This window comes from Ruegeria sp. ABM4_193 (assembly GCF_056158705.1).
On record NZ_JBSWTT010000001.1, the window covers coordinates 815,993 to 837,444 of the forward strand.

20 protein-coding genes are annotated in these 21,452 nt (G+C 57.3%); 7 read left to right on the forward strand and 13 right to left on the reverse strand.

The window, feature by feature from the left end; all coding sequences use genetic code 11:
• Nucleotides 1–66: 66 nt before the first annotated feature.
• The 5 genes from ACXADZ_RS04120 to ACXADZ_RS04140 are packed head-to-tail and all read left to right on the forward strand — an operon-like array spanning nucleotide 67 to nucleotide 6,780.
• Nucleotides 67–2,469, forward strand: a complete 2,403-nt coding sequence (locus tag ACXADZ_RS04120; protein WP_475192827.1) for a GcvT family protein — start codon at nucleotides 67–69, stop codon at nucleotides 2,467–2,469.
• A 2-nt stretch (nucleotides 2,470–2,471) separates the two neighbouring features.
• Nucleotides 2,472–4,016 carry a trimethylamine methyltransferase family protein gene (locus tag ACXADZ_RS04125; protein WP_171105827.1) on the forward strand — a complete coding sequence of 515 codons (1,545 nt, stop codon included), beginning with the start codon at nucleotides 2,472–2,474 and terminating at the stop codon, nucleotides 4,014–4,016.
• The gene (locus ACXADZ_RS04130; RefSeq protein WP_475192828.1) at nucleotides 4,017–4,691 is read left to right on the forward strand and encodes a TetR/AcrR family transcriptional regulator; all 675 of its coding nucleotides are present in this window, start codon (nucleotides 4,017–4,019) and stop codon (nucleotides 4,689–4,691) included.
• Nucleotides 4,688–5,992 carry an NAD(P)/FAD-dependent oxidoreductase gene (locus ACXADZ_RS04135; protein WP_475192830.1) on the forward strand — a complete coding sequence of 435 codons (1,305 nt, stop codon included), beginning with the start codon at nucleotides 4,688–4,690 and terminating at the stop codon, nucleotides 5,990–5,992. The genes ACXADZ_RS04130 and ACXADZ_RS04135 overlap by 4 nt, the downstream gene beginning before the upstream one ends.
• 56 nt (nucleotides 5,993–6,048) lie before the next feature.
• Nucleotides 6,049–6,780: a hypothetical protein gene (locus tag ACXADZ_RS04140; RefSeq protein WP_475192835.1), complete on the forward strand. Its 732-nt coding sequence runs from the start codon at nucleotides 6,049–6,051 to the stop codon at nucleotides 6,778–6,780.
• Between the two features lie 6 nt (nucleotides 6,781–6,786).
• Here ACXADZ_RS04140 and ACXADZ_RS04145 read toward each other — a convergent pair whose 3' ends face one another.
• Complete coding sequence (locus tag ACXADZ_RS04145; RefSeq protein ID WP_171094491.1) at nucleotides 6,787–7,149, reverse strand: DUF3307 domain-containing protein; 363 nt, start codon at nucleotides 7,147–7,149, stop codon at nucleotides 6,787–6,789.
• A 245-nt stretch (nucleotides 7,150–7,394) separates the two neighbouring features.
• Between ACXADZ_RS04145 and ACXADZ_RS04150 the strand changes: the two genes are divergently transcribed.
• The gene (locus tag ACXADZ_RS04150; protein WP_475198479.1) at nucleotides 7,395–10,391 is read left to right on the forward strand and encodes a cyclic nucleotide-binding domain-containing protein; all 2,997 of its coding nucleotides are present in this window, start codon (nucleotides 7,395–7,397) and stop codon (nucleotides 10,389–10,391) included.
• A 4-nt stretch (nucleotides 10,392–10,395) separates the two neighbouring features.
• Here ACXADZ_RS04150 and ACXADZ_RS04155 read toward each other — a convergent pair whose 3' ends face one another.
• The 9 genes from ACXADZ_RS04155 to ACXADZ_RS04195 all read right to left on the reverse strand — a co-directional run bounded on the left by ACXADZ_RS04155 (nucleotide 10,396) and on the right by ACXADZ_RS04195 (nucleotide 18,586).
• A complete protein-coding gene (locus tag ACXADZ_RS04155) occupies nucleotides 10,396–10,683 on the reverse strand; it encodes an ArsR/SmtB family transcription factor (RefSeq protein WP_171094487.1) in 288 nt (95 codons plus the stop codon).
• 112 nt (nucleotides 10,684–10,795) lie between these two features.
• Entirely contained in the window at nucleotides 10,796–12,028 is a 1,233-nt protein-coding gene (locus ACXADZ_RS04160; protein WP_475192839.1) for a mandelate racemase/muconate lactonizing enzyme family protein, read from the reverse strand.
• A gap of 19 nt (nucleotides 12,029–12,047) precedes the next feature.
• Entirely contained in the window at nucleotides 12,048–13,142 is a 1,095-nt protein-coding gene (locus ACXADZ_RS04165; protein WP_475192842.1) for a Zn-dependent alcohol dehydrogenase, read from the reverse strand.
• Between the two features lie 82 nt (nucleotides 13,143–13,224).
• Entirely contained in the window at nucleotides 13,225–14,424 is a 1,200-nt protein-coding gene (locus ACXADZ_RS04170; protein ID WP_475192845.1) for a TCR/Tet family MFS transporter, read from the reverse strand.
• Nucleotides 14,425–14,519: 95 nt separating this feature from the next.
• Nucleotides 14,520–15,236, reverse strand: a complete 717-nt coding sequence (locus ACXADZ_RS04175; protein ID WP_475192848.1) for an alpha/beta fold hydrolase — start codon at nucleotides 15,234–15,236, stop codon at nucleotides 14,520–14,522.
• A 12-nt stretch (nucleotides 15,237–15,248) separates the two neighbouring features.
• Nucleotides 15,249–16,037, reverse strand: a complete 789-nt coding sequence (gene pcaD, locus ACXADZ_RS04180; protein ID WP_475192851.1) for a 3-oxoadipate enol-lactonase — start codon at nucleotides 16,035–16,037, stop codon at nucleotides 15,249–15,251.
• 61 nt (nucleotides 16,038–16,098) lie between these two features.
• A complete protein-coding gene (locus ACXADZ_RS04185) occupies nucleotides 16,099–17,073 on the reverse strand; it encodes a threonine ammonia-lyase (RefSeq protein ID WP_475192852.1) in 975 nt (324 codons plus the stop codon).
• The gene (locus ACXADZ_RS04190; RefSeq protein WP_475192855.1) at nucleotides 17,070–17,900 is read right to left on the reverse strand and encodes an alpha/beta fold hydrolase; all 831 of its coding nucleotides are present in this window, start codon (nucleotides 17,898–17,900) and stop codon (nucleotides 17,070–17,072) included. The genes ACXADZ_RS04185 and ACXADZ_RS04190 overlap by 4 nt, the downstream gene beginning before the upstream one ends.
• Nucleotides 17,900–18,586, reverse strand: a complete 687-nt coding sequence (locus ACXADZ_RS04195) for a haloacid dehalogenase type II (RefSeq protein ID WP_475192858.1) — start codon at nucleotides 18,584–18,586, stop codon at nucleotides 17,900–17,902. Before ACXADZ_RS04195 ends, ACXADZ_RS04190 begins: the two co-directional genes overlap by 1 nt.
• Before the next feature lie 126 nt (nucleotides 18,587–18,712).
• On the opposite strand from ACXADZ_RS04195, the gene ACXADZ_RS04200 reads away from it, so the two are divergent.
• On the forward strand, nucleotides 18,713–19,141 hold the full coding sequence (locus ACXADZ_RS04200) for an FKBP-type peptidyl-prolyl cis-trans isomerase (protein ID WP_475192862.1): 429 nt from the start codon (nucleotides 18,713–18,715) through the stop codon (nucleotides 19,139–19,141).
• A 33-nt stretch (nucleotides 19,142–19,174) separates the two neighbouring features.
• Here the strand turns inward: ACXADZ_RS04200 and ACXADZ_RS04205 are convergent, their stop codons facing one another.
• From ACXADZ_RS04205 to fabB, 3 genes are read right to left on the reverse strand one after another with little or no spacing between them, the layout of a single operon-like run.
• Nucleotides 19,175–19,354: a hypothetical protein gene (locus tag ACXADZ_RS04205; RefSeq protein ID WP_475192864.1), complete on the reverse strand. Its 180-nt coding sequence runs from the start codon at nucleotides 19,352–19,354 to the stop codon at nucleotides 19,175–19,177.
• 58 nt (nucleotides 19,355–19,412) lie between these two features.
• Entirely contained in the window at nucleotides 19,413–20,204 is a 792-nt protein-coding gene (locus tag ACXADZ_RS04210) for an enoyl-ACP reductase FabI (RefSeq protein WP_171094364.1), read from the reverse strand.
• A 5-nt stretch (nucleotides 20,205–20,209) separates the two neighbouring features.
• On the reverse strand, nucleotides 20,210–21,439 hold the full coding sequence (gene fabB, locus ACXADZ_RS04215; protein ID WP_475192867.1) for a beta-ketoacyl-ACP synthase I: 1,230 nt from the start codon (nucleotides 21,437–21,439) through the stop codon (nucleotides 20,210–20,212).
• Nucleotides 21,440–21,452: the final 13 nt, after the last annotated feature.

Here is a 21,452-nt window from a genome sequence, read left to right on the forward strand (position 1 = left end):
AATGTCTAGACAGAAGTGAACAGTGTCACTAGCGTCTCCGCAGATTCTGTTTTGGGAGAGGTTCGGATGAAATCTCAGTATCGCGTTGTGGTCATTGGGGGCGGAGTTGTCGGCGCCTCGGTTCTGTATCACCTTGCCAAGTTCGGCTGGTCCGATGTTGTTATGCTCGAACGGCGGCGATTGGCGTCCGGGTCTTCTTGGCACGCGGCGGGTGGCATCCATGCACTGAACGCTGACCCGAACATGGCGACATTGCAGGCCTATACCATCGACCTTCTGAGCGAGATCGAAAAGGAGTTGGGCCAGAATATCGGTCTGCACATGACAGGTGGTTTGACCCTTGCCGGAACGCCTGAACGGTGGGAGTGGTTGCAGGCCAATTACCGTATTTTCCAGTCCATCGGCATCGATGATTGTGAATTGCTGACCCCGCAAGAGGCACAGAAACGCTGCCCGATCATGTCGACGGATGGCGTTATCGGGGCCATGTGGGCGGATCGTGAAGGGTATATCGACACAACCGGCACCGTGCAGGCTTATGCAACAGCAGCCAAGAAACGTGGCGGTGAGTATTACGAGGAAACCAAGGTCGAAGAACTGATCCAGACCGATGATGGCTGGCAGGTTGTGACCGACAAAGGCACGATCACTTGCGAACACGTTGTGAACGCTGCGGGTCTTTGGGCCAAGCAGGTCGGGCGCATGGCTGGTGTAGAGCTGCCGGTGTCGCCGCTTAAGCACCATTATCTGATCACCGACACGGTGCCAGAAGTTGCTGCCGCCGATTTTGAGATGCCGATGACCGTGGATCTTGAAGGGTTCACCTATATGCGACAGGATCAAAAAGGTGTTCTGGTTGGCATTTACGAGGTTGATCACGAGCACTGGGCCATGGATGGCGCGCCCTGGAACTACGGTGAAGAATTGTTCCAGGAACAGCTCGACCGGATTGAGAACGAACTGACCCTGGGCTTTGAGCGTTACCCCTCAATCCAAAATGTTGGCATCAAGACATGGGTGAATGGGGCCTTTACGTTCTCACCTGATGGTAATCCTTTGGTCGGGCCTGTCCCCGGCAAGCGTGGCTATTGGTCGGCTTGCGCTGTGATGGCGGGCTTCCTTCAAGGGGGTGGCGTTGGCAAGACTCTGGCTGAATGGATGATCCATGGTGAGCCCGAGGCAGATGCCTGGTCCATGGATGTGGCCCGTTACGGCGATTATGCACAGAATAAACGCTATATCCGCGAAACCACAGGGCAGTTCTATTCCCGTCGTTTTGTGATGACCTATCCGAACGAACAGCTGCCCGCAGGCCGTCCGCTAAAAATGGCCCCGGCACATGACGCAATGACAGAAGCAGGCTGCAAATGGGGCGTTAGTTGGGATCTGGAGGTGCCTTTGTACTTTGCACCAAAAGGGTTCGAAGAAGCGCCGACGCTCAAGCGCTCGAATGCACATGACATCGCGGCTGAAGAGTGCAAGGCCATCCGCGAGGGTGTGGGCCTGATGGATATCTCGGGCTTTTCGCGGTTTGAAGTCACCGGGCCGAACGCCCAAGCGTGGCTAGACAGGGTGATGGCCTCGAAACTGCCTGCCCCAGGGCGCGCGAAACTGGCCCCAATGCTGGGCGAGGATGGGCGGCTCAAGGGTGACCTGACCGTGTTGAACTGGGGCGACGGTACCTGGTGGATCATGGGCAGCTATTATCTGCGCGCCTGGCACATGCGCTGGTTCGACGATCACATGATTGAAGGGGTCGAACTGCGCGATCTGGGCGAGGAGTATTGCGGCTTTGCCGTGGTCGGCCCGAAGTCGCAGGCCGTCGTCGAGAAGCTGGCGGAACAGGACATCTCGGGCCTAAAGTTCATGGGCTGCGGCGATTTTGACATCGGCCTTGTTCGGGCTCGCGTGGCGCGTATGTCGGTGACCGGCGAAAAAGGGTACGAGATCAACTGCCGATATGGCGACCACATCAAGCTGCGCCGTATCTTGTTAGAGGCCGGTGCCGAAGAAGGCATTCGCGAGGTTGGTTTCAACGCCATGGGGTCGACCCGGTTGGAAAAGAGCTTTGGCATTTGGTCAGCGGAGTTCACGCAAGCCTATACACCCGGCATGACCGGCATGGATCGCTGGATCGATTGGGAAAAAGAGTTTGTAGGTAAAGAGGCCGCGCTGGCCGAACGTGATGGCAATGGTCCGGCACAGGTGCAGGCGACGTTGGAAATCGATGCGGTTGATGCGGACGCCAGCGGGTACGAGCCGATCTGGGCCAATGGTGAACGCGTTGGTTTTGTGACCTCGGGTGGCTATGGGCATTACACCGGCAAATCGCTGGCAATGGCTCTGATTGACCGCGACAAGGCTGAGCCGGGCACCGAACTGTCCGTCCATGTGGTTGGCGTGGAACGGTCGGCACGCGTGGTTGCGCCGTCGCCTTATGACCCGCAAGGCAAAGCGATGCGAGGCTGATCATGAGCGCTCAGGACCGAGGACGCAGGCGGCGTGGACGGGGGGCTGAGGCCGCCCCGCCACCCAGCCGCGATGTGAATTATCGCCAGCTCAAGAACCCTTTCCCGCAAATGGAGGTGTTTCCGGCGGAGCAAATTGCGGACATGCATGAAACCGCGTTGCGTACATTGGAAGAATTGGGCGTAAAGGTCCTGCTGCCCGAGGCGCGCAAGCTTTTCAAACAAGGTGGCGCGCGCGTAGACGAAGACAGTGAAATGGTCTTCATTGGGCGCGAAATGATCGAGGCCGCGGTGGCCTCGGCCCCCAAATCTATTGATTGTCGAGCCGGAGCGCGGCGGAGGGACTTCACGCTTGAACTGGGTTCGCTGGTGTTTCAACCAGGCGCGGGCGCGCCGAACGCAACCGATCTTGAACGCGGTCGTCGCCCCGCGACAGGGCAGGATTATCTGGAGTTTCTGAAGCTTACGCATCATTTCGATGTGTTCCAGATGATTTCGCCTCAGGTCGAGCCGCAGGACGTTCCAACCCATTTGCGCCACTATTTTACGACACAGGCACAGATGGAACTAACGGACAAGTTCCCGTTCTTTTTCTCGCGTGGCACGCCGCAGGTGATGGATTGCTTTGAGATGCTGTCCACAGCCCGTGGCCTTTCGGATGATGAATTCCGGGGCAATGCGCATTGCTACACTATCATCAACACCAACAGCCCGCGCACGTTGGACATTCCGATGGCGCAAGGTCTGATCGACTTTGCACGTCATGGTCAGATGTCGATCATCACACCGTTTACCCTGATGGGGGCGATGGCGCCGATCACGGTGGCAGGGGCGATCACTTTGTCCCATGCCGAGGCGCTTGCCGCTTTGACCCTGACGCAGTTGGCCAAGCCCGGTGCTCCGGTCTGTTATGGAACGTTCACAAGCAATGTGGACATGAAATCCGGTGCGCCTGCGTTCGGAACGCCGTCACATTTCCAGGCGTCCCTGGCGGCGGGGCAACTGGCGCGGCATCTTGGACTGCCTTGGCGGTCTGCTGCAGGATCAGCGTCAAACATCAACGATGTGCAGGCCGCGAACGAAAACCAGTTTGGTTTGTGGGGGTGCTTGATGGCCGGGGCGACCGTGATCATCCACTCTGCTGGCTGGCTGGAAGGTGGTCTGACCGTATCTTTCGAAAAACTGGTCTGCGATGCCGAGGTCCTGAACATGGTGGCCGAACTTTGCGCGGGCGCGCAAGCGGGCGCGGCCGAGATCGGATTTGATACTGCCTTGCGTGAAGTAGAACCCAGCGGTCACTTCTTTGCCTCAAGCCAGACCATGGAACGCTACAACACAGAGTTCTATCAACCGCATCTGCACGATTATGCAAACTTTGGCACCTGGACCGAGCGAGGTGCAGTAGATGCCAACCATCGGGCGACTGGCGTTTGGAAGGGCATTCTGAATGACTTCAAAGCTCCAACAGTTGATGGTGACAAATTGGGTGCCTTGCACGATTTCATCGATCGCCGAACCGCCGAGGGCGGTGCGCCGCCGGAGAGTTGAATGAATACCAAACCTGTCCTTCATCGCGATGACCCCGAAGCCGAACCTCTGGTCGGCAACATCAAGGTCACGCGTGACGACTGGCTGAACGTGGCGATGGATGTGCTGATTTCGGACGGCGTGGACCAGATCAAGGTTCTGAACCTGGCCGAGCGGATGGCTGTATCGCGATCATCTTTCTATTGGTATTTCAAGTCCCGGCAGGAGTTGTTGGATGCACTCCTGGCCCGCTGGCAGGCGACCAACACCGCAGCATTGGTCGCACAGGCCGAAGCTCCGGCCGAGACGATCACGGCAGCCGTTTGCAATGTGCATCGATGCGTGGTGAATACAGAGCTGTTCGATACTGCGCTGGACTTTGCCGTTCGTGACTGGGCGCGCAAATCCGGCAAAGTGCGGCGAGCGCTTGACCAATCCGATGCACGGAGGCTTGAGGCGCTGCACGCTATGTTTGCCCGCTACGGCTATTCCGACATCGAATCCGAGACGCGCGCACGTGTGTTGTATTACATGCAGATTGGTTACGATCTGGCGCAGTTGAACGAACCCATAGAGACGCGAGTTTCTATGGTTCCGCATTACCTCTATGCCTTCACGGGCGTTAAGCCGAAACCTGAAGAAGTCGAAGAATTCAGCGCATATTCAATGCGCTATTGGAAAGGAGAACTGACATGAGTCAACCAGACGCTATCATTATCGGCACCGGGGTGATCGGCGCAGCAATCGCGTTCGAGATGTCCAAAGCAGGTTGGAAAACGTTGTCACTGGACCGTAACACTCAGGTCGGTCACGGATCTACCGCAGGGTCCTGTGCCATTATCCGGATGCATTACTCGACCTTCGACGGGACGGCCTTTGCCTGGGAGGGCTACCATTATTGGCGGGACTGGGCCGACTACTTGGGTCTGCCCGAAGAGGCCAATCTGGCCCAGTTCCGTGAAACTGGATGTCTGGTCATGAAAACTGACGCAAACGGCATGTTGGAAAAGCACATGCGCAATTCGTCGGATTTGGACTGCCCCTTTGAGGAATGGTCGGCTGAGAAAGTCGTCGAGCGCCTGCCGGTTTATTCGCTGGACAGCTTTGCCCCGGCGCGTCGTATGGATGATCCGGAATTCGGCCAGTCCAACGGGCGGAAGATGACCGGGGGTGTATATTGGCCGCAAGCGGGGTATGTCACCGACCCGGCCTTGTCTGCGCAGAACCTGATGGATGCCGCGAAACAGCACGGGGCCGAAGTGCGCACCGGCGCTGAAGTTACTGAAATCCTGACCGAGGGCGGGCGCGTTTCCGGTGTCAAACTGGCCTCGGGCGAGGAAATCCACGCCAAGGTCGTGGTCAACGTTGCGGGGCCGGGTTCGGCGATCATCAACGAGATGGCGGGTGTTCTGGACGACATGACCATCAAAACCCGGCCCTTGCGGCAGGAGGTGGTACATGTTCCGGCACCAGAAGGGTTCGACTTTGAAAATGACGGAACCATCGTCTCGGACAGCGACATCGCCTGTTATTGTCGCCCGGAACATGGAAACCATATCCTTGTCGGATCAGAAGACCCGGAATGTGATCCGCATCAGTGGTGCGAGGACGATGTGAACTACAACCGTGAGTTCACTGACCAATGGACCACGCAGGCGATGCGCTATGCGCAACGTGTCCCCAGTCTTGGCATCCCATCGAAAACGCGGGGAGTTGTTGACTTGTATGATGCGTCCACCGACTGGATTCCGATCTATGACAAATCCAGTCTTCCGGGGTTCTACATGGCGTGCGGTTCCAGCGGGAACCAGTATAAGAACGCGCCGATTGCGGGTAAGATGATGACGGCTCTGATCTCGTATTGTGAAGGTGGTGCCGACCACGACGCAGAGCCGCTGCAGTTTGAGCTGCCCTATATCAAGCGGAACATTGATGTGGGCTTCTATTCCCGCAAACGCCCGATCAACGAAGAAAGCAGTTTCTCGGTGCTGGGCTAGTCGCGGGCCACAAATGCTCTACGTCATGCGGGGCTGGCAACGAAGGTGGCCCCGCTATGACTGACAAACAGACCAAAGTTTTGATCCTGGGCAGTGCCCCTTCGGCGTTGGAGGCACGGGCTTGGTCTCGCAAGCCTTTCACGCATGTCGTCGCAATCAATAACGCTTGGCGCATTCGCAAGGATTGGGACTTTCTGATCCATCCTGAAGACTTTCCAATTGAAAGACGCCCAACGGATATCGGCCCCACACAACGTATCGTCACGGCGAAGGATTACGTCCCACGACAGAACGAATATGGTGGATTCGTTTATGCAGGCGGAACCATGGCCTTTACCGCTGGGTATTGGGCGTTATCGGCTTTGAACCCCGCTGTAATGGCATTCTTTGGATGCGATATGGTGTATTCGGGTTCAGGGCAGACCCATTTCTACGGAACTGGAGCAGCAGACCCACTGCGAGATGATGTGACGTTGCGTTCGCTTGAAGCCAAATCCGCACGCCTTGGGCTGTTCGCCGCCGCACAAGGGTGCAGAACTGTAAGGCTGTCCAGTGGGTCTAGCCGTTTGGTATTCCCCTCAACCGGTCTATCGAACCTTTCTGCGTTGCCCCTTGTCGATACAATCGGAATGCGTGCAGCTCAGCAGGCCGAGCAAGACTTGGGTTATTCTGTCGAGTCGGGCCGGTATTGGGAGGTTGAACACAAGTTCGACCCGGTAAAGATCGATGCGCTGGACAGAATGTGGTTGCAGGCCTATCGGGCGGGCGCGTTAGAAAACGCGGCGTAGTCTGACTCAGGTCGCCGCGAAAGTTACCCAGGCCCAGACCATCGCCACATATGTCAGGTTGTGCATCAATTGATCCAACCCGGCTGCGCGCCAAAATGCGGCTTGGGAAGGTTCCAGGCGATTCTTGTCGGAATAACTGGCTTTAACGAAATCGATATTGAAGTGGATGATCCATTCCAGCGCGGCGACGATTAAAATGAAGGTCAGGGGCGCACCAAACACAGCAAACACAATGACAGAGCCCGCGACATGCACAGCAGCATGTTGCGCGCGTCCCAAGTGAAAATACTCACCACGTCCAGCAAGCATCTTCGGTGTCTGGAGGTAAAAGTCAGCGAACATATGCTTTACAAGCAGCAAGCAAAGCATAAGGAACACTGCGCCAAAACTGGCAGTCAAAAGAACCCTCCCGATATCGTCCTGCTGAACACTCTAGGCAATTAGATGGGCATACGTAAATGAACTAGTTCACATAAGCTTAAGAATTCGCGTAATCGGGAAAAAAATTGCTAATTGTGTCTGGATGGCAGTAGAGTCATGCTGTTGAATTTGCGTGGATAACATCTGAACCGCGTCGTCGGTCAGCAGCAGGGGCAGGTTCCATAGAACGCACGATTTTCCGCTTTATCTGGAAGTACTCCAAACGCGACCAGCTGATCTTGCTGGCCGTGACAGCAACCTTGTTCCCGCTGCTGTACCTGACGCTGGAACTGCCAAAGCGCATTATCAACGACGCGATTGGTGCACCCAACCCGGAAGTGACCATCTTGGGCTATACGATGTCGCAGACGAATTTTCTGGTCATTCTGTGCTTTGCGTTTTTAGCGGCCGTGTTGGGGCATGGCCTGATGAAAATGCGCATCAACACCATGAAAGGTGTGCTGAGCGAGCGGATGCTGCGACGCTTTCGCTATCAGTTGATCAGCCGCGCATTGCGCTTTCCGCAACCCTATTTCGAGCGGGTCAGCCAGGGTGAGATGGTGTCGATGATCACCGCTGAAAGCGAGCCGATGGGCGGGTTGATGGGGGACGCGATCAGCCAGCCTGTTTTGCAGGCCGGTCAGATGATCACGATCCTGACCTTTCTGTTTTTGCAGAGTTTTTGGTTTGGTTTGGCCGCTGTGGCGTTGATCCCGGTGCAAGCGTGGCTGATCCCTAAGCTGCAACGCCAGATCAACCTGCTGAACAAAAAGCGTATTCAGGAAGTGCGGGTGCTTGCGGCCCAAATCGGTGAAAACGCTGCAGGGGCGTCGACGCTTCGCACAAATGGCGGCTGGCGGTATCGCCGTGCGATGATCTCCGACCAATTGGGGCGGTTGTTCGGCATCCGGTTCGAGATCTACCAGAAGAAGTTTTTTATGAAATTCATAAACAACTTCATCTCTCAACTGACGCCATTCATGTTCTACCTGATCGGTGGTCTGCTGGTGCTGCAAGGCTCGGTTTCGTTGGGAGCGCTGGTTGCAGCGCTTGCAGCCTACAAGGACCTGAGCTCACCTTGGAAAGAGCTTTTGACTTACTACAACCAGACGCAGGATATGTCTTTGCGTTGGGACGTGGTGATTGACCGCTTTGCGCCAGGTGGGATGCAGGACGAAGCCCTGTTTGAGGGCGAAGCTGACGCACGCCCTCATCTGAACGGCGACATAGTGCTGGATCATGTTTCGGTTCGGGATATGGACGGCAATCAGGTGTTGGACGATCTGAACCTCAGCTTTCCCGGCGGGAAGACAGTCGGCATTTCGGCACCCAGCGAAGAAGACAGACGGGCGATTGCGGAACTGTTGACGCGTGAAATCTTGCCAACTGGCGGCAAGGTTCGGATTGGCGAGGTCAATCTAGCCGAATTGCATCAAGGCGTCGTAGCCGCACGTATCGGGTATGCCACGTCGCGCCCCGTCATGTTTCAGGGCACACTGGGTGACAATGTGATGATGCCGATGCGGTTCCGTCCTTTGGCAAATAGTACAGATGATCCCGATTTCGCAGAAACCTTGCGGGCGGGGAACAGTTCCGATCCGTTCAAGGCGGATTGGCTTGATCCGTCTTTGGCCGGACTTCAGGACGCTGCAGCTCTGCGCGATTGGTGGTTGCAACTGATCGACGGCATGGGCTCGGGCGCGGCCCTGTTTCAACGCGGTGCTGAACAAACCTTCAACGCAGCCGAGCATTGTGAACTGGCTCATAAACTGGTCCAGCTGCGACCGACTGTGCGTCAGGCTGTTCAGGATGCGGGGCTTGAACAACAAGCGTTGATTTTTGATCGTAACCTGTACAACCCGGCCCTGCCTGTGGCCGAGAACCTGCTGTTTGCCACGCCCTGTGTGCCGGTGAACCACGCCTTACTGGTGGAACAGAAGGTCTTTCTGGGCCAATTGCGAGAGTTGGGCCTGGATGAAACACTGATCGCATTGACCCGCGACGTGATCGAGATGTTGCGCCAGATCTTTGGCCTTGACGGAACGGATCACCCATTGTTCCGCAAGCTTGGGTTGGATGCACAGACTTATGAAGCCGCCGTGGATTTGGTGGAACACACGCGCAAGGAAGGCTCGGCGGGGCTGGATGATGAACAGCTGGCCAATATGCTGGCTGTGCCGTTTGTAATTTCGGCCGAACAGATCGGGCCTGCGTTCACTGATGAACTGAAGAACCGTATCCTCGAACTGCGGCACAGCCACTCTGATAAGCTGATGGAGCGTTTGAAGGATGTCTTTGTTCCTTTGGACCCCGAAGTTTACGCGCCGGGGCTGACAGTCATGGAAAATGCGCTGTTCGGAAAAGTCAGTCAGATTGGCGGTGCCCGTTCCGATGAGGCGCGTAAGCTGATTGTTGATGTGCTGGCCGAAAACGGTGCGCGGCCATTGGTGACGGAACTGATTTATGACGTGCCGGTGGCCTTGGGTGGTCAGAACCTGCCCGCAGTGTTTGCAGAGCCACTGGCCTTTACCCGGGCCACGATCAAAAAACCGGACATCCTGATCCTGGAAAGCGCTTTGGCCAGCTATGACATGAAAACGCAGGTGGCCGTCTACAAGAAACTCCGAGAGTTGCTGCCTGAAACAACTGTCATCTACCTGAACGATCAGTTCGAAAATCCCGATGTATTCGACATGTACGTGGAAATCCGGCAAGGTCGTGTGGTCTCGGACGGAGGACCGGTCGACGTGGAAGAAGACAGCGCAGCATCAGCAGACCTGGCGCGAAAATTGCGAGCCTTGGAACAAACCCCTTTGTTTTCGGGTCTGGACCGGCGGCAGTTGCGTCTGCTGGCCTTTGGTGCACGCTGGTTCGAAGCCGAGCCGGGGCAGGTGGTGTTCCTGAAAGACGATCAACCAACCGATGGTGCCTATGTTGTGCTTGAAGGTGAGGCCGGTCTGTACTTGCCACAGGACCAAGGACCGGATCAGCTGATTACCACAGTAGGGCCGGGTGCTTTGGTCGGAGAGCTGGGATTGATCCGCAAAGAGCCGCGCGCGTTGAGCATGGTGGCAGAAACTCAGCTTTCCTGCCTGCGCATCGGTGAAGAGGAATTCCTTGCCGTTGTCGAGAACGACGCTGCAACCGCCTTCAAGCTGCTTCAGGTGATCGCAGGCTACGTCTCCAGTTAAGCGATCAGCTGTCTTCTGCGCAGAACAGTTTGTAGAGCAGACCAATCACCTGTTCCGTGTTCCCATCCCGCAGGGAATAGTAGATCGCCTTGCCTTCCCGGCGGGTCGAAACAAGCCCTTCTTCGCGCAGGCGGGCCAACATCTGGCTGACAGCGGCCTGTCGCAACTCAAGCAAATTCTCAAGTTCACCCACGGATTTTTCACCGTCACCAAGGTGGCACAAGATCATCAGCCGCCCTTCATGGGCCAGCGTTTTCAGGAAAGCAGCCGCGCGCGCGGCGTTTTCTTTCATGTCCGGCAGAGTGTCTGTGCTGCGTGCCTGAGGATCGGTTTGTTTGAGTGCCACGTTTTGACCGTTGTTCCGATTATTATCGGAACAATATGCCTCAAACACGCTGGTGTTGTCACCCCTCGGTTGCCGGTGCGCCGCCTTGAAAAGCGTTGCCATTGACGTAATCGCAGGGCTCTTCCTGCATTTGCAGATGTAGGTCGCGGCCCTCATAGGGATGCGCGCGGGCCAGTGTTTCGTCGACATCAATTCCAAGGCCCGGCGCTGTTGGCGCGGTCACGAACCCGTCCTCAACCCGAAGAGACCCTTTGATCAGTTGATTGTGAAACGGTGTTTCGATGCTTTCCAGCAACAGCAAATTAGGGATCGACGCGGCCAGATGGACATTGGCGGCCCATTCCACCGGACCCGCATAAAGATGCGGTGCCATCTGTGCGTTGAAGACCTCAGCCATTGCGGCAACTTTCTTCATCTCCCAGATCCCGCCCGCGCGTCCTAACGCCGGTTGCAGAATTTCCGCGGCCCCGGCGCGCAAAACGGCGCCGAATTCGGCCTTGGTTGTCATGCGTTCGCCGGTGGCGACGGGGATGCGGACATTACGGGCGACGCGGGCCATGTCTTCGATCATGTCTGGCGGCGTGGGTTCTTCGAACCAAAGCGGTTGATAAGGCTCCAACGCTTGCCCCAGCCGAATGGCCCCGGCGGTGTTGAATTGACCATGCGTGCCGAACAGCAGATCGGCCTTGTCGCCCACGGCTTCGCGGATCGCCTTGCAGAAGGCAACTGACATGGAAATATCGCTCATGGCGGGCATGTGGCCGCCCCGGATCGTATAGGGGCCCGCCGGGTCGAATTTGACGGCAGTATAACCACGCCGCACCATTTCAGCCGCCGTTTCGCCAGCTTGCTCAGCAGATGTCCAGAAATCAGTCAGATTATGCTGGGGCAGGGGGTAAAGATACGTATAGGCCCTGATCCGGTTGTTCATCTTTCCACCCAGCAAAGCGTAAACCGGGCGGTCTCGGTCCTTGCCCAGAATATCCCAGCAGGCGATCTCCAACCCCGAAAACGCGCCCATCACGGTCAAGTCCGGTCGCTGGGTGAAGCCGCTGGAATAGGCGCGGCGGAACATCAGTTCGATGTTTTCGGGGTTTTCACCCTGCATGTGCCGCTCGAACACGTCCTGAATGACATGGCGCATCGCCTCTGGTCCGACGGAGGAGGCATAGCATTCGCCCCAGCCGGTGATGCCAGTGTCTGTCGTCACCTTGACCAGTATCCAATAGCGCCCACCCCAGCCCGGCGCAGGCGGGGCGGTGACGATAACGTCGAGATCCTGTAGTTTCATCCCAAATCCTTTCGGAGGGTCAGGTCCTGTCGAACAGGATCACATTGCGCTTGGCCGATCCGGTTTTGGTGTCGGCAATAGCCTCGTTGATCTGATCCAAAGACCAGCGGCCCGAGATCAACTCATCCAGCTTCAGCCGCCCTTGTTGATAAAGGTCCACCATCCACGGAATGTCCCGCTGGATCACCACATCGCCCATCTTCGACCCAACAACGCCCTGACCCAGCGCCGCCAGAACAACGGGTTCATAACTGGCCATGTCACCCGAATGCGGCATCCCGATCATGATCGCCTTGCCGCCAAGGCCAAGATAGCGCGGTGCCTGATCATAAGCAGGGATCGCGCCAACCGTGATCAGAACCGCATCCGCACCACGCCCGCCTAACGCCTTGTAAGCGGCTTTCCAGGGCTGGTCCAAACTGGCCAACACGCCGTGGGTTGCCCCGAATTCCTTGGCGATCTCAAGCTTTTCTTCGGTCATGTCCACGGCCACGATTTGACGTGCGCCGGCAATCCGTGCGCCCTGAATGGCGTTCAGACCAACGCCGCCCGCGCCAATGACCACAACGTCTTGGCCGGGCCGTAGACCAGCGGCATTGACCGCAGCACCGACTCCGGTGATCACCCCGCATGAGAGCAGGCTGGCCAGATCCTTGGGCAGGGTTTCGGGGATTTTGACGATCTGGCGGTGGCTCACCACAACTTTTTCAGCAAAGGCGCCGCACGCCATGGCTTGTTCGAGTGGGTCGCCATCGCCGGTCTTCAACGGGCCTTTGACCGTATCGTATGGTGTTTCGCAGATTGTCGGTTTTCCGCCCGCACAGCTGGGGCACGTTCCACAGGCACGGATCAGCGTGACAACCACAGGGTCGCCAACTTTGAAGCCCCCAGCGGCATCACCAACGGCGCTGATCACGCCTGCGGCCTCGTGACCGTAAACGGCCGGTAGGAATCCGCCCCACGCGCCATCGGCGTATGATATGTCCGAGTGGCAGATAGCTACGGCTTCCAGCGTAACCTCGACTTCGCCCGTGCTGGGGGCTGCGAGTTGAACCTCTTCGATCACCAAAGGTTCGCCAAATGCCCGGCAGACTGCGGCTTTGATTGTTTGCATGTTATCTCTCTCTCCCGTTGCGTTCACGGTGGCCCGGGAAACGGCAACTCGCAAGGCAGAAACCGCCATTTGCGTGTCGTTGTTACGCCACGACAGGGCTGGATCTGCGGAACAAAAGGAAACCCGCCAGCATAAGCACAAGTGCTAGCAGGAAAGGTGCGCCGGGCAGGTAGAGCGGTGTGTCGGGCCGAATGAACTGCGCAAAAATCGATGTCATCAGCAAAGGTGAGATCACCATCGACAACGCGTGTAGTGCGGTCAGAACACCTTGCAATTCGCCTTGCTGCGAATTTGGCGTGGCCTTGGACATCATGGCCTGAAGAGCAGGTGTGATGACCGCCCCGATGGCCGTTATTGGAATGAGAAGCAGCGCGATGAGGCCGTTGGTGAGGAAGGCCAGAAATGCGAAGCTGATGATCTCAAAACCCATTCCGTAGACGATTGTACCTCTTTCGCCCAGAAACCGGATGGCAGGCCGGATCAATCCGCCCTGCACAATGGCCATGCCTATACCGTAGACACCCAAGGACAGGCCAATCATCTGTGGGGACCATCCGAATCGCTCGGTCGTGAAATAAGACCAGATAGCGGGGTAGACGTAGATGGACACTGAATACAGGAAATACACCCAAAGCAACGGTCGGATACCGGGCAAAGATGCGATGGCGTTCAGCGAATTGAGAGGGTTTGCGCGTTTCAGGCTAAAGGCGCGGCGGTTCTTGTCGGTCACGGTCTCTGGCATCACGAAATAGCCGATGCAAAAGGTCAGCGCTGCCAACCCGGCAGCGGCCCAAAACGGTGCGCGCGTGCCATATTCACTGAGCAATCCACCAATCACAGGCCCAAGGACGAAGCCCATGCCAAAGGCGGCCCCCAGCAGGCCAAAGTTAGCGGCCTTGTCTTTGGGGTCGGACACATCTGCCATAAAGGCCGCAGCAGTAGCGTGGGTCGCTGCGGTTATACCGCCTACGATACGCCCTATCAGCAACAACCAAATGCTGCCCGCAACAGCCATGACAACATAATCCATCGCCATGACAAACAGGGACACCAATAGGACGGTTCTGCGTCCGTACGCGTCTGACAGGTTTCCAAGTATGGGCCCAAAGATAAACTGCATCGCGGCGAAGGCGGTGCTTAGGACACCGCCCCAGATCGCTGCATTGGCAAGCGAGCCGCCCTGAACCTCGACGATCAGTTCAGGCATGATCGGCATCACCAGACCGATGCCCATGGCGTCGATCATGACGATGCAGAGGATGAAGAAAAACGGCAGACGCATGGAACCCGGCAAGAGATCTGATCAGCGCACCCTAAGCATAGATGATGACTGAGGAAAGCCAGAGTTTTTGCCGAACGAAATGCCGTTGCGACAGATCAGGGCAATTTGCCTGCCAGTTCGGATAGAATTTTAGCAAGCTCGCGCGGGTGCGAGAAGAACGGGGAATGCGAACTGTCGATGGTGCGGCGCATTTCTTCGGGGATAAGGGCGCTCATCGTTGCTTGGTATTCGGTTGGTACCGTGTGATCGTCCGTGGTGCGGATATACGCCTTGGGCACAGTGTCGAATTTCGCACCTGTCGGAAGGGGGGTTTCTTGTGGGTGGATGGCCTGAGGGCACAGGCGTGCATAGGCGTAAGGCAGGATATTGTCGGGGCAGTCATGGTAGAATAGCTGGGGAATAGCTTCGGCAGACACGGTGTATGACAGCCCATCCGGGGATTTCTCAACCGCGTGTGCAATAGTTTGCCTAGGGCCAAGCCTGCGCATCTCGGCCATGGAAAGACTGTTTTTGGGCACATAGGCGCACAGATAGATCAGCGCGCGCATGGTATCGGGTTGCGCTTCGGCGGCGGCGCTGATCGGGTAGCCGCCCCAAGAATGGCCAACGATGATTGTATCGGCAGTGCTGGCCTGCAGCACGGCGTCGCGGCAACTGTCCAGCGTGACCTCGGCTACGGGCGTGGGGTCAGCACCATGGCTGGGCATGTCGATTGCTTTGGCAGAATGCCCCAGAGCTTCAAGCGCGGGGATCAGGTCGCGCCAGCACCATGCGCCGTGGCAAGAGCCGTGGACCAACAGGAAAGACGCCATTGCCGTTCTCCTTCAGGTATGTCCGATTTCGGTCAGAAAACCATTCAGGATTTCTGCATATTCCGCTGGTTTTTCAACGCAGGGCAAATGCCCGGCCCGGCGCATCAACTGGAACCGGGACCCCGGGATCAGATCGACGGTCTCTCGCACCAGATCGGGGGGTGTTGATCCGTCTTCGCTGCCTGCAATGCCCAAGGTCGGGAGGCGCAGCCCACTCGTTGGTGTATAGAAATCGGTGCCTGCAATGGCCGAGCAGCAGCCCAGATACCCTTCAGCCGGTTGGCCCACCATCATGTCGCGCCATGGCAGGTGGTTTTGTGCGGCGCGGAAATCACGCGAAAACCAACGCTCCATCGTTGCGTCGGCCAATGCTTCGATCCCGCCCTTGCGCACGGCCTCAATCCGATCCTGCCACACCGAAGGAGTGGCGATTTTGGCGGCAGTATTCGAAAGAACCAATGCCCGGACCTGATCCATGCGCTTGACGGCAAGACCTTGGGCAATCATCCCGCCTATGGACAGGCCCACGAAAACACAGTCGCGGACCTGTAGGTGATCCAACAACGCCTCTGCATCGCGTATCAATGCGCCCATCGAATACGGCGCGGTCGGCACCGAGGATTGCCCGTGACCACGTTTGTCGTATCGGATGATGCGCAGCCCTTTTGGCAAATGCGGCAACACCGCATCCCACAGGTGCAGGTCGGTTCCCAAGGAATTGGCAAAGACCAATGGCGCACCGTCAGTTGGGCCGTCGATGCGGTAATTCATTTTCACGTCGCCCAGATCAGCGATCTTCATGACTGGCTTCCTTGTCGCCATGAACCTTTGGGGTGCAACATGCACATCTTGTGCAGCCCTGTCAGGTCAGGAATTCCAACGCCCTGGAAAATACTGCCGGATCAACATTGCCGCCAGACGCAACAACGATCACGTCGTCGCCTTCGATCTGGTCGCCCCGGAACAGGGCCGAGGCCAGGGCCACCGCGCCGCCGGGTTCCAGTACGATCTTGAGACGCAGGAAGGCAAGCGCCATGGCGCGCAAGGCTTCTTCTTCGGTGACGGACAACCCCGGACCGCACCGGCGGTTGAGAATCGGAAACGTGACGTCTCCGGGTTGTGGCGTCAGAATGGCGTCGCAGATGTTACCTGAAGCTGCGTTGTTGTTTTCAATCTGCCCTGAGGCCAGCGAGCGTTTGACGTCATCGAACCCCTCTGGCTCACAAGGGCGCGCGCGCAGGTTCGGCGCATGTTTTTCCAGGGCCAGAGCGATGCCCGAGGTCAGGCCGCCCCCGCCGCAACAGACCAGCACGTCTGCCTGAGTGACGCCCAGATCCGCTGCCTGACCGGCGATTTCAAGGCCGGTGGTGCCTTGGCCTGCAATAACCAGCGGTTCGTCATAAGGTCGGATCAGGGTCAGTCCGCGCGCGGCTGCAATGGTCTCGCCAATTTCTTCGCGCTTTTCATTCGCTCGGTCATACAGAACGACCTCTGCCCCAAGCGCGCGGGTGTTTTCGATCTTCAACTGTGGGGCGTCCGACGGCATAACGATAACCGAAGAAATGCCGTGCTTTGATGCCGCCATTGCAACGCCTTGCGCGTGGTTGCCCGAGGAATACGCAATTACACCGCGCTGGCGTTCGGCTTCTTCCAGTGCCGAAATCGCGGACCAAGCCCCGCGAAACTTGAAACTGCCGGTATGTTGCAGACATTCCGGTTTGACCAAAATCCGACGTCCGGCGAGATTGTCGAGAAATGGAGAAGACAAGATCGGTGTCTTTCGGATGTGTCCGTTCAGCCGTTCTGCTGCGGCTTCGATCATCTCGATTGTGCTCATGCGGCGTTCTTCAATACCTTTTGTATGAGATCCAAAGATTGAGGTTCGTTCAGAAACGGAACATGCCCACGATCGGGAACTTCGGTTGAGATCAAGCCCGGATGCCGGTCGTGCATTTCAGCTACCGTTTCGGTGCTCAGAACGTCCGAGTTCGCCCCCCGGATAACGCCCGTCGGAATGTCGCGCAGGGCTTCAAAGAACATCCATAAATCAGGTGTCGCCCCGCTTGCGGCCTGTTCGATCAGTGCCTTTCGCAGTGCCGGATCGTAGCGCAGCGCCAACCCATCCTCGTGTTTTTCGTACTGAATTTCGGCCTGCACGCGCCAGGTTTCCAGGGAAACGCCGGGGAATTGAGACTCCATTACCTGTTTCAGTGTCAGAGCGGCCTCATCATAGGTTTGCGCAGTCGGTTGCGTGCCCACATAGGCCATGATCTTGGCAATACCGGAAGTTTCAATGACAGGTCCAACATCGTTCAGGATCACCCCGGCCAGCCGCTCGGGATGGCTTGCGGCCAGGGCCATGGCGATCAGACCACCCCGCGAGGTGCCCAGAACGAATGTCTTCTCGATTCCCAGTACATCCAGCAGTTCGATCGCGTCATGCGATTCACGAAAGATGTTGTAGTTCATGAAATCGGGATCATAGTCCGACCGGCCACGCCCTCTGTAATCCATTGCGATCATGCGCAGGTCAGCGGCATGAGGGGCAAAAAATGAAAAGTCGCGGCTGTTTCGGGTCAGTCCGGCCAGACACAAAAGCGGCGTGCTCGTGCCCGTTTCCTCAAAGTAGATGCGCTTGCCGTCCGTGGTTGTGAAGTTTGACATCAAAGCCCTGCGAGTTTTGGGATTGTGGTTAAATCGGGCAGCACATGGGCTGGTGTCCAGGGCAGGCGGTCCATCGGTTCACCGATCCGGTTGACCCACGCAGTGACGAAACCGTACCCGCTGGCACCTGCCGCATCCCAACCGTTTGAGCTGACGAACAACACCTCGTCACGGGCGCAGTCAAACCGTTTCTGGACCAGATCATACACGCGGGCATGGGGTTTGAAGACACCAACACTCTCAACCGACAGAACATCGTCCAGCACATCGCCAATTCCTGCAGACTGCACAGCGCCGTCCAGCATGGGGGGCGAGCCGTTGGACAGGATCGCCGTTTGCAACCCGCCTTCTTTGAGTGCTTTCAACATGTCGGGAACTTCGGGGTAGGCTTGCAACTCCCAATAAAGATCAAGCAGACGTTGGCGCAGTTTGGGGTCGCCTTGGAGGCCTGCGGCGTCCAGCGCCCAATCCAGCCCGTCCTGAGTGACATCCCAAAAATCGGCATGGGCATCCGCCACTGCGCGCAGCCAGGTGTATTGCAATTGCTTCAGGCGCCAATGCCCCGCGACTGTTGGCCATTTGTCCTTGAGGGCTTCAAATCCTGGTTCGTCGGCAGCCTGGCGCGCAGCAGCCGCAACATCAAAAAGTGTTCCGTAAGCATCGAAGACACAGGTGGTGATCGGCATGTGATCCTCCTCTGATCGCGCGCAGGTTGGCACAACAACGAGGGGGGTGAAAGAGCCAAGGGTTTACAACATTGTGTCAGGCTCTAGGGTTGGCCGCTCAATCCTGTAAAACGGCCGGAGGCCACGATGACCGAAATCAAACAAGGCGACATGGTTCGCATCCACTACACCGGGACGCTGCTGGACGGCCAAACCTTTGACAGCTCAGAGGGGCGCGATCCTTTGGAGTTTGTGGTCGGATCTGGCCAGATTATTCCCGGCTTAGACAGTGCTATGCCCGGCCTGTCCGTGGGGGACAAAAAGCGGGTCGAGATTGCCTGTGTGGATGCCTATGGCCCCATTAATCCGGCGATGCGTCAGGAAATTCCTCGCGAAGGCATTCCCGATGACATCCCGCTTGAGCCTGGAACGCAATTGCAAATGCAGTCGCCGGATGGTCAAGCTGTACCAGTTACTGTGGTCGGTGCGAATGAAGCGACTGTAACTCTGGACGCCAATCACCCGCTGGCTGGTCAGGATTTGATTTTTGATATCGAGGTCATGTCGATCAACTGACGCACGGTTCGGGCCGGTATGCCGGCTCGGCCTCTACCCGATCAGCGCTTCAAGTGCTATGCGCACCTGCGGTTGCGTGAAAAATATGAACGCGACCAAAAGACATGTCAGCGTCAGCAGCAGAACTCTGGCACGTTGGCTGAGAAAACCGGTTTTCTTCCGGGTTTGCGTCGCACGTGCGTTATTCGCAATGATTTGATCTAGCTTGCTCATATCGAATTCCTGCCGCCTAAAGATGGTGAAATCTTGGCAGCGGCAGGGAAAGATATGGTCACATGGATTCGGGCTGAGGCATCCCAAGAACGTGGAAACCACCATCGACGCGGATGATTTCACCCGACGTGCATGCGCCCGCATCAGATGTGAGGTAAACCGCAGTTCCGCCCACGGCCTCCAACGTAGCATTCGAACGCATTGGAGCGTTCTGGTCGCAAAACTTGTAGGTCTTGCGTGCACCGCCGATGGCTGCACCGGCAAGGGTTCTCATCGGTCCCGGAGAAATAGCGTTCACACGGATCCCGTCAGGGCCAAGGTCGTTGGCCAGATAGCGCGTTGCCGATTCCAGAGCCGCCTTGGCAACCCCCATGACGTTGTAATTCGGTACAACGCGGTTTGATCCTTGGTAGGTCAGGGTCAGCAGCGAGCCGCCATTGTCCTTCATCATAGGATAGGCGCGGCGCGCCACCTCTATGAAGGAATAGGCCGAGACGTCCATTGAGTGTTTAAAATTCGCCCGTGTGGTATTTAGGAAACGGCCGGTCAGCTCGGATTTGTCCGAATATGCGATGGCATGGACAACGAAATCGATAGTGGGCCAGCGCTGGGCCAGCTCGCCAAATGCACGATCCAGCGAATCGTCATCGGTGACATCTGCGTCGACCATGAAGTCGCTGCCAAGGCTTTGGGCCAAAGGCTCGAGCCGTTTGCCAAATGCCTCGCCCTGGTAGGTGAATGCCAGTTCTGCGCCCGCCTCGTGCATGGCCTTGGCAATGCCCCACGCGATTGAGCGGTCATTGGCCACGCCCATGATCAGGCCGCGTTTACCCTTAAGAAGATCCGACATCACTTTCACCCGTTATACTTTGACAGAATCATGGACCCGTTGGTGCCGCCAAAGCCGAAGCTGTTGGTCATGACACTGTCCAGTCCTGCGTTTTCAACCACTTCGGTCGCAATTTCACCGGGCTGGATGCCCTCGGCAAGCGTGTCGACATTGATCGACGGCGTAATGAAATCATGATCCAACATCAGCAGGCAGAAGATCGCTTCGAGCGCGCCCGCCGCCCCTTGCGCGTGGCCAGTCATCGACTTTGTTGACGAAATAGGTGGCACGCTACCTTCGCCAAAGATGCGGCGCACGGCTTCAACCTCACCCACGTCGCCGACAGGGGTCGAGGTGCCGTGAGCATTGATGTAGTCCACTTTGCGGCCTTCGGGCAGAGTGCCAAGCGCCAGACGCATTGCACGCTCACCGCCTTCACCGGACGGGGCCACCATGTCATGGCCGTCCGAAGTTGCCGCGTATCCGGTGACCTCGGCGTAGATCTTTGCGCCACGCGCCAGCGCGTGCTCTAGATCCTCCAGCACAACGATGCCGCCGCCGCCTGAAATCACAAACCCATCGCGGTTTTCATCAAACGCGCGCGAGGCTTTGTCCGGCGTGTCGTTGTATTTCGAGGACATCGCGCCCATCGCGTCAAACAGGCACGAGAGCGTCCAGTCCAGTTCTTCACCGCCGCCAGCAAACATCACGTCCTGCTTGCCCAGCATGATCTGTTCTGCCGCATTGCCGATGCAGTGCAGAGACGTCGAGCAGGCCGAAGTGATCGAATAGTTGATGCCCTTGATCTTATACGCCGTAGCCAGGTTTGCCGAAATCGTCGAGCACATGCATTTCGGCACTGCAAACGGCCCAATCCGCTTGGTTGCACCAGTTTTCAGAACGGTTTGATGTGCCGTCAGCATCGCACTGGTCGACGGGCCGCCCGAACCAGCGACCAGACCGGTGCGTGGGTTCACAACCTGTTCTTCGGTGAGGCCAGCGTCTGCAATCGCCTGGCTCATGGCGATGTGGGCATAAGCGGCGCCCGGGCCCATAAAGCGCAAAGTACGCTTGTCCACATGCTGGGTCACGTCGATCTTGAGCGTTCCGGCAATCTGGCTGCGAAAACCATGTTCGACCATCTGCTCGTTGGCCTCGATCCCGGATTTGCCTGCTTTGAGCGAGGCCAGAACCTCTTCGGCATTGTTCCCGATGGAGGAGACGACCCCCAGACCGGTGACGACGACGCGACGCATAAGCGTACTCCTG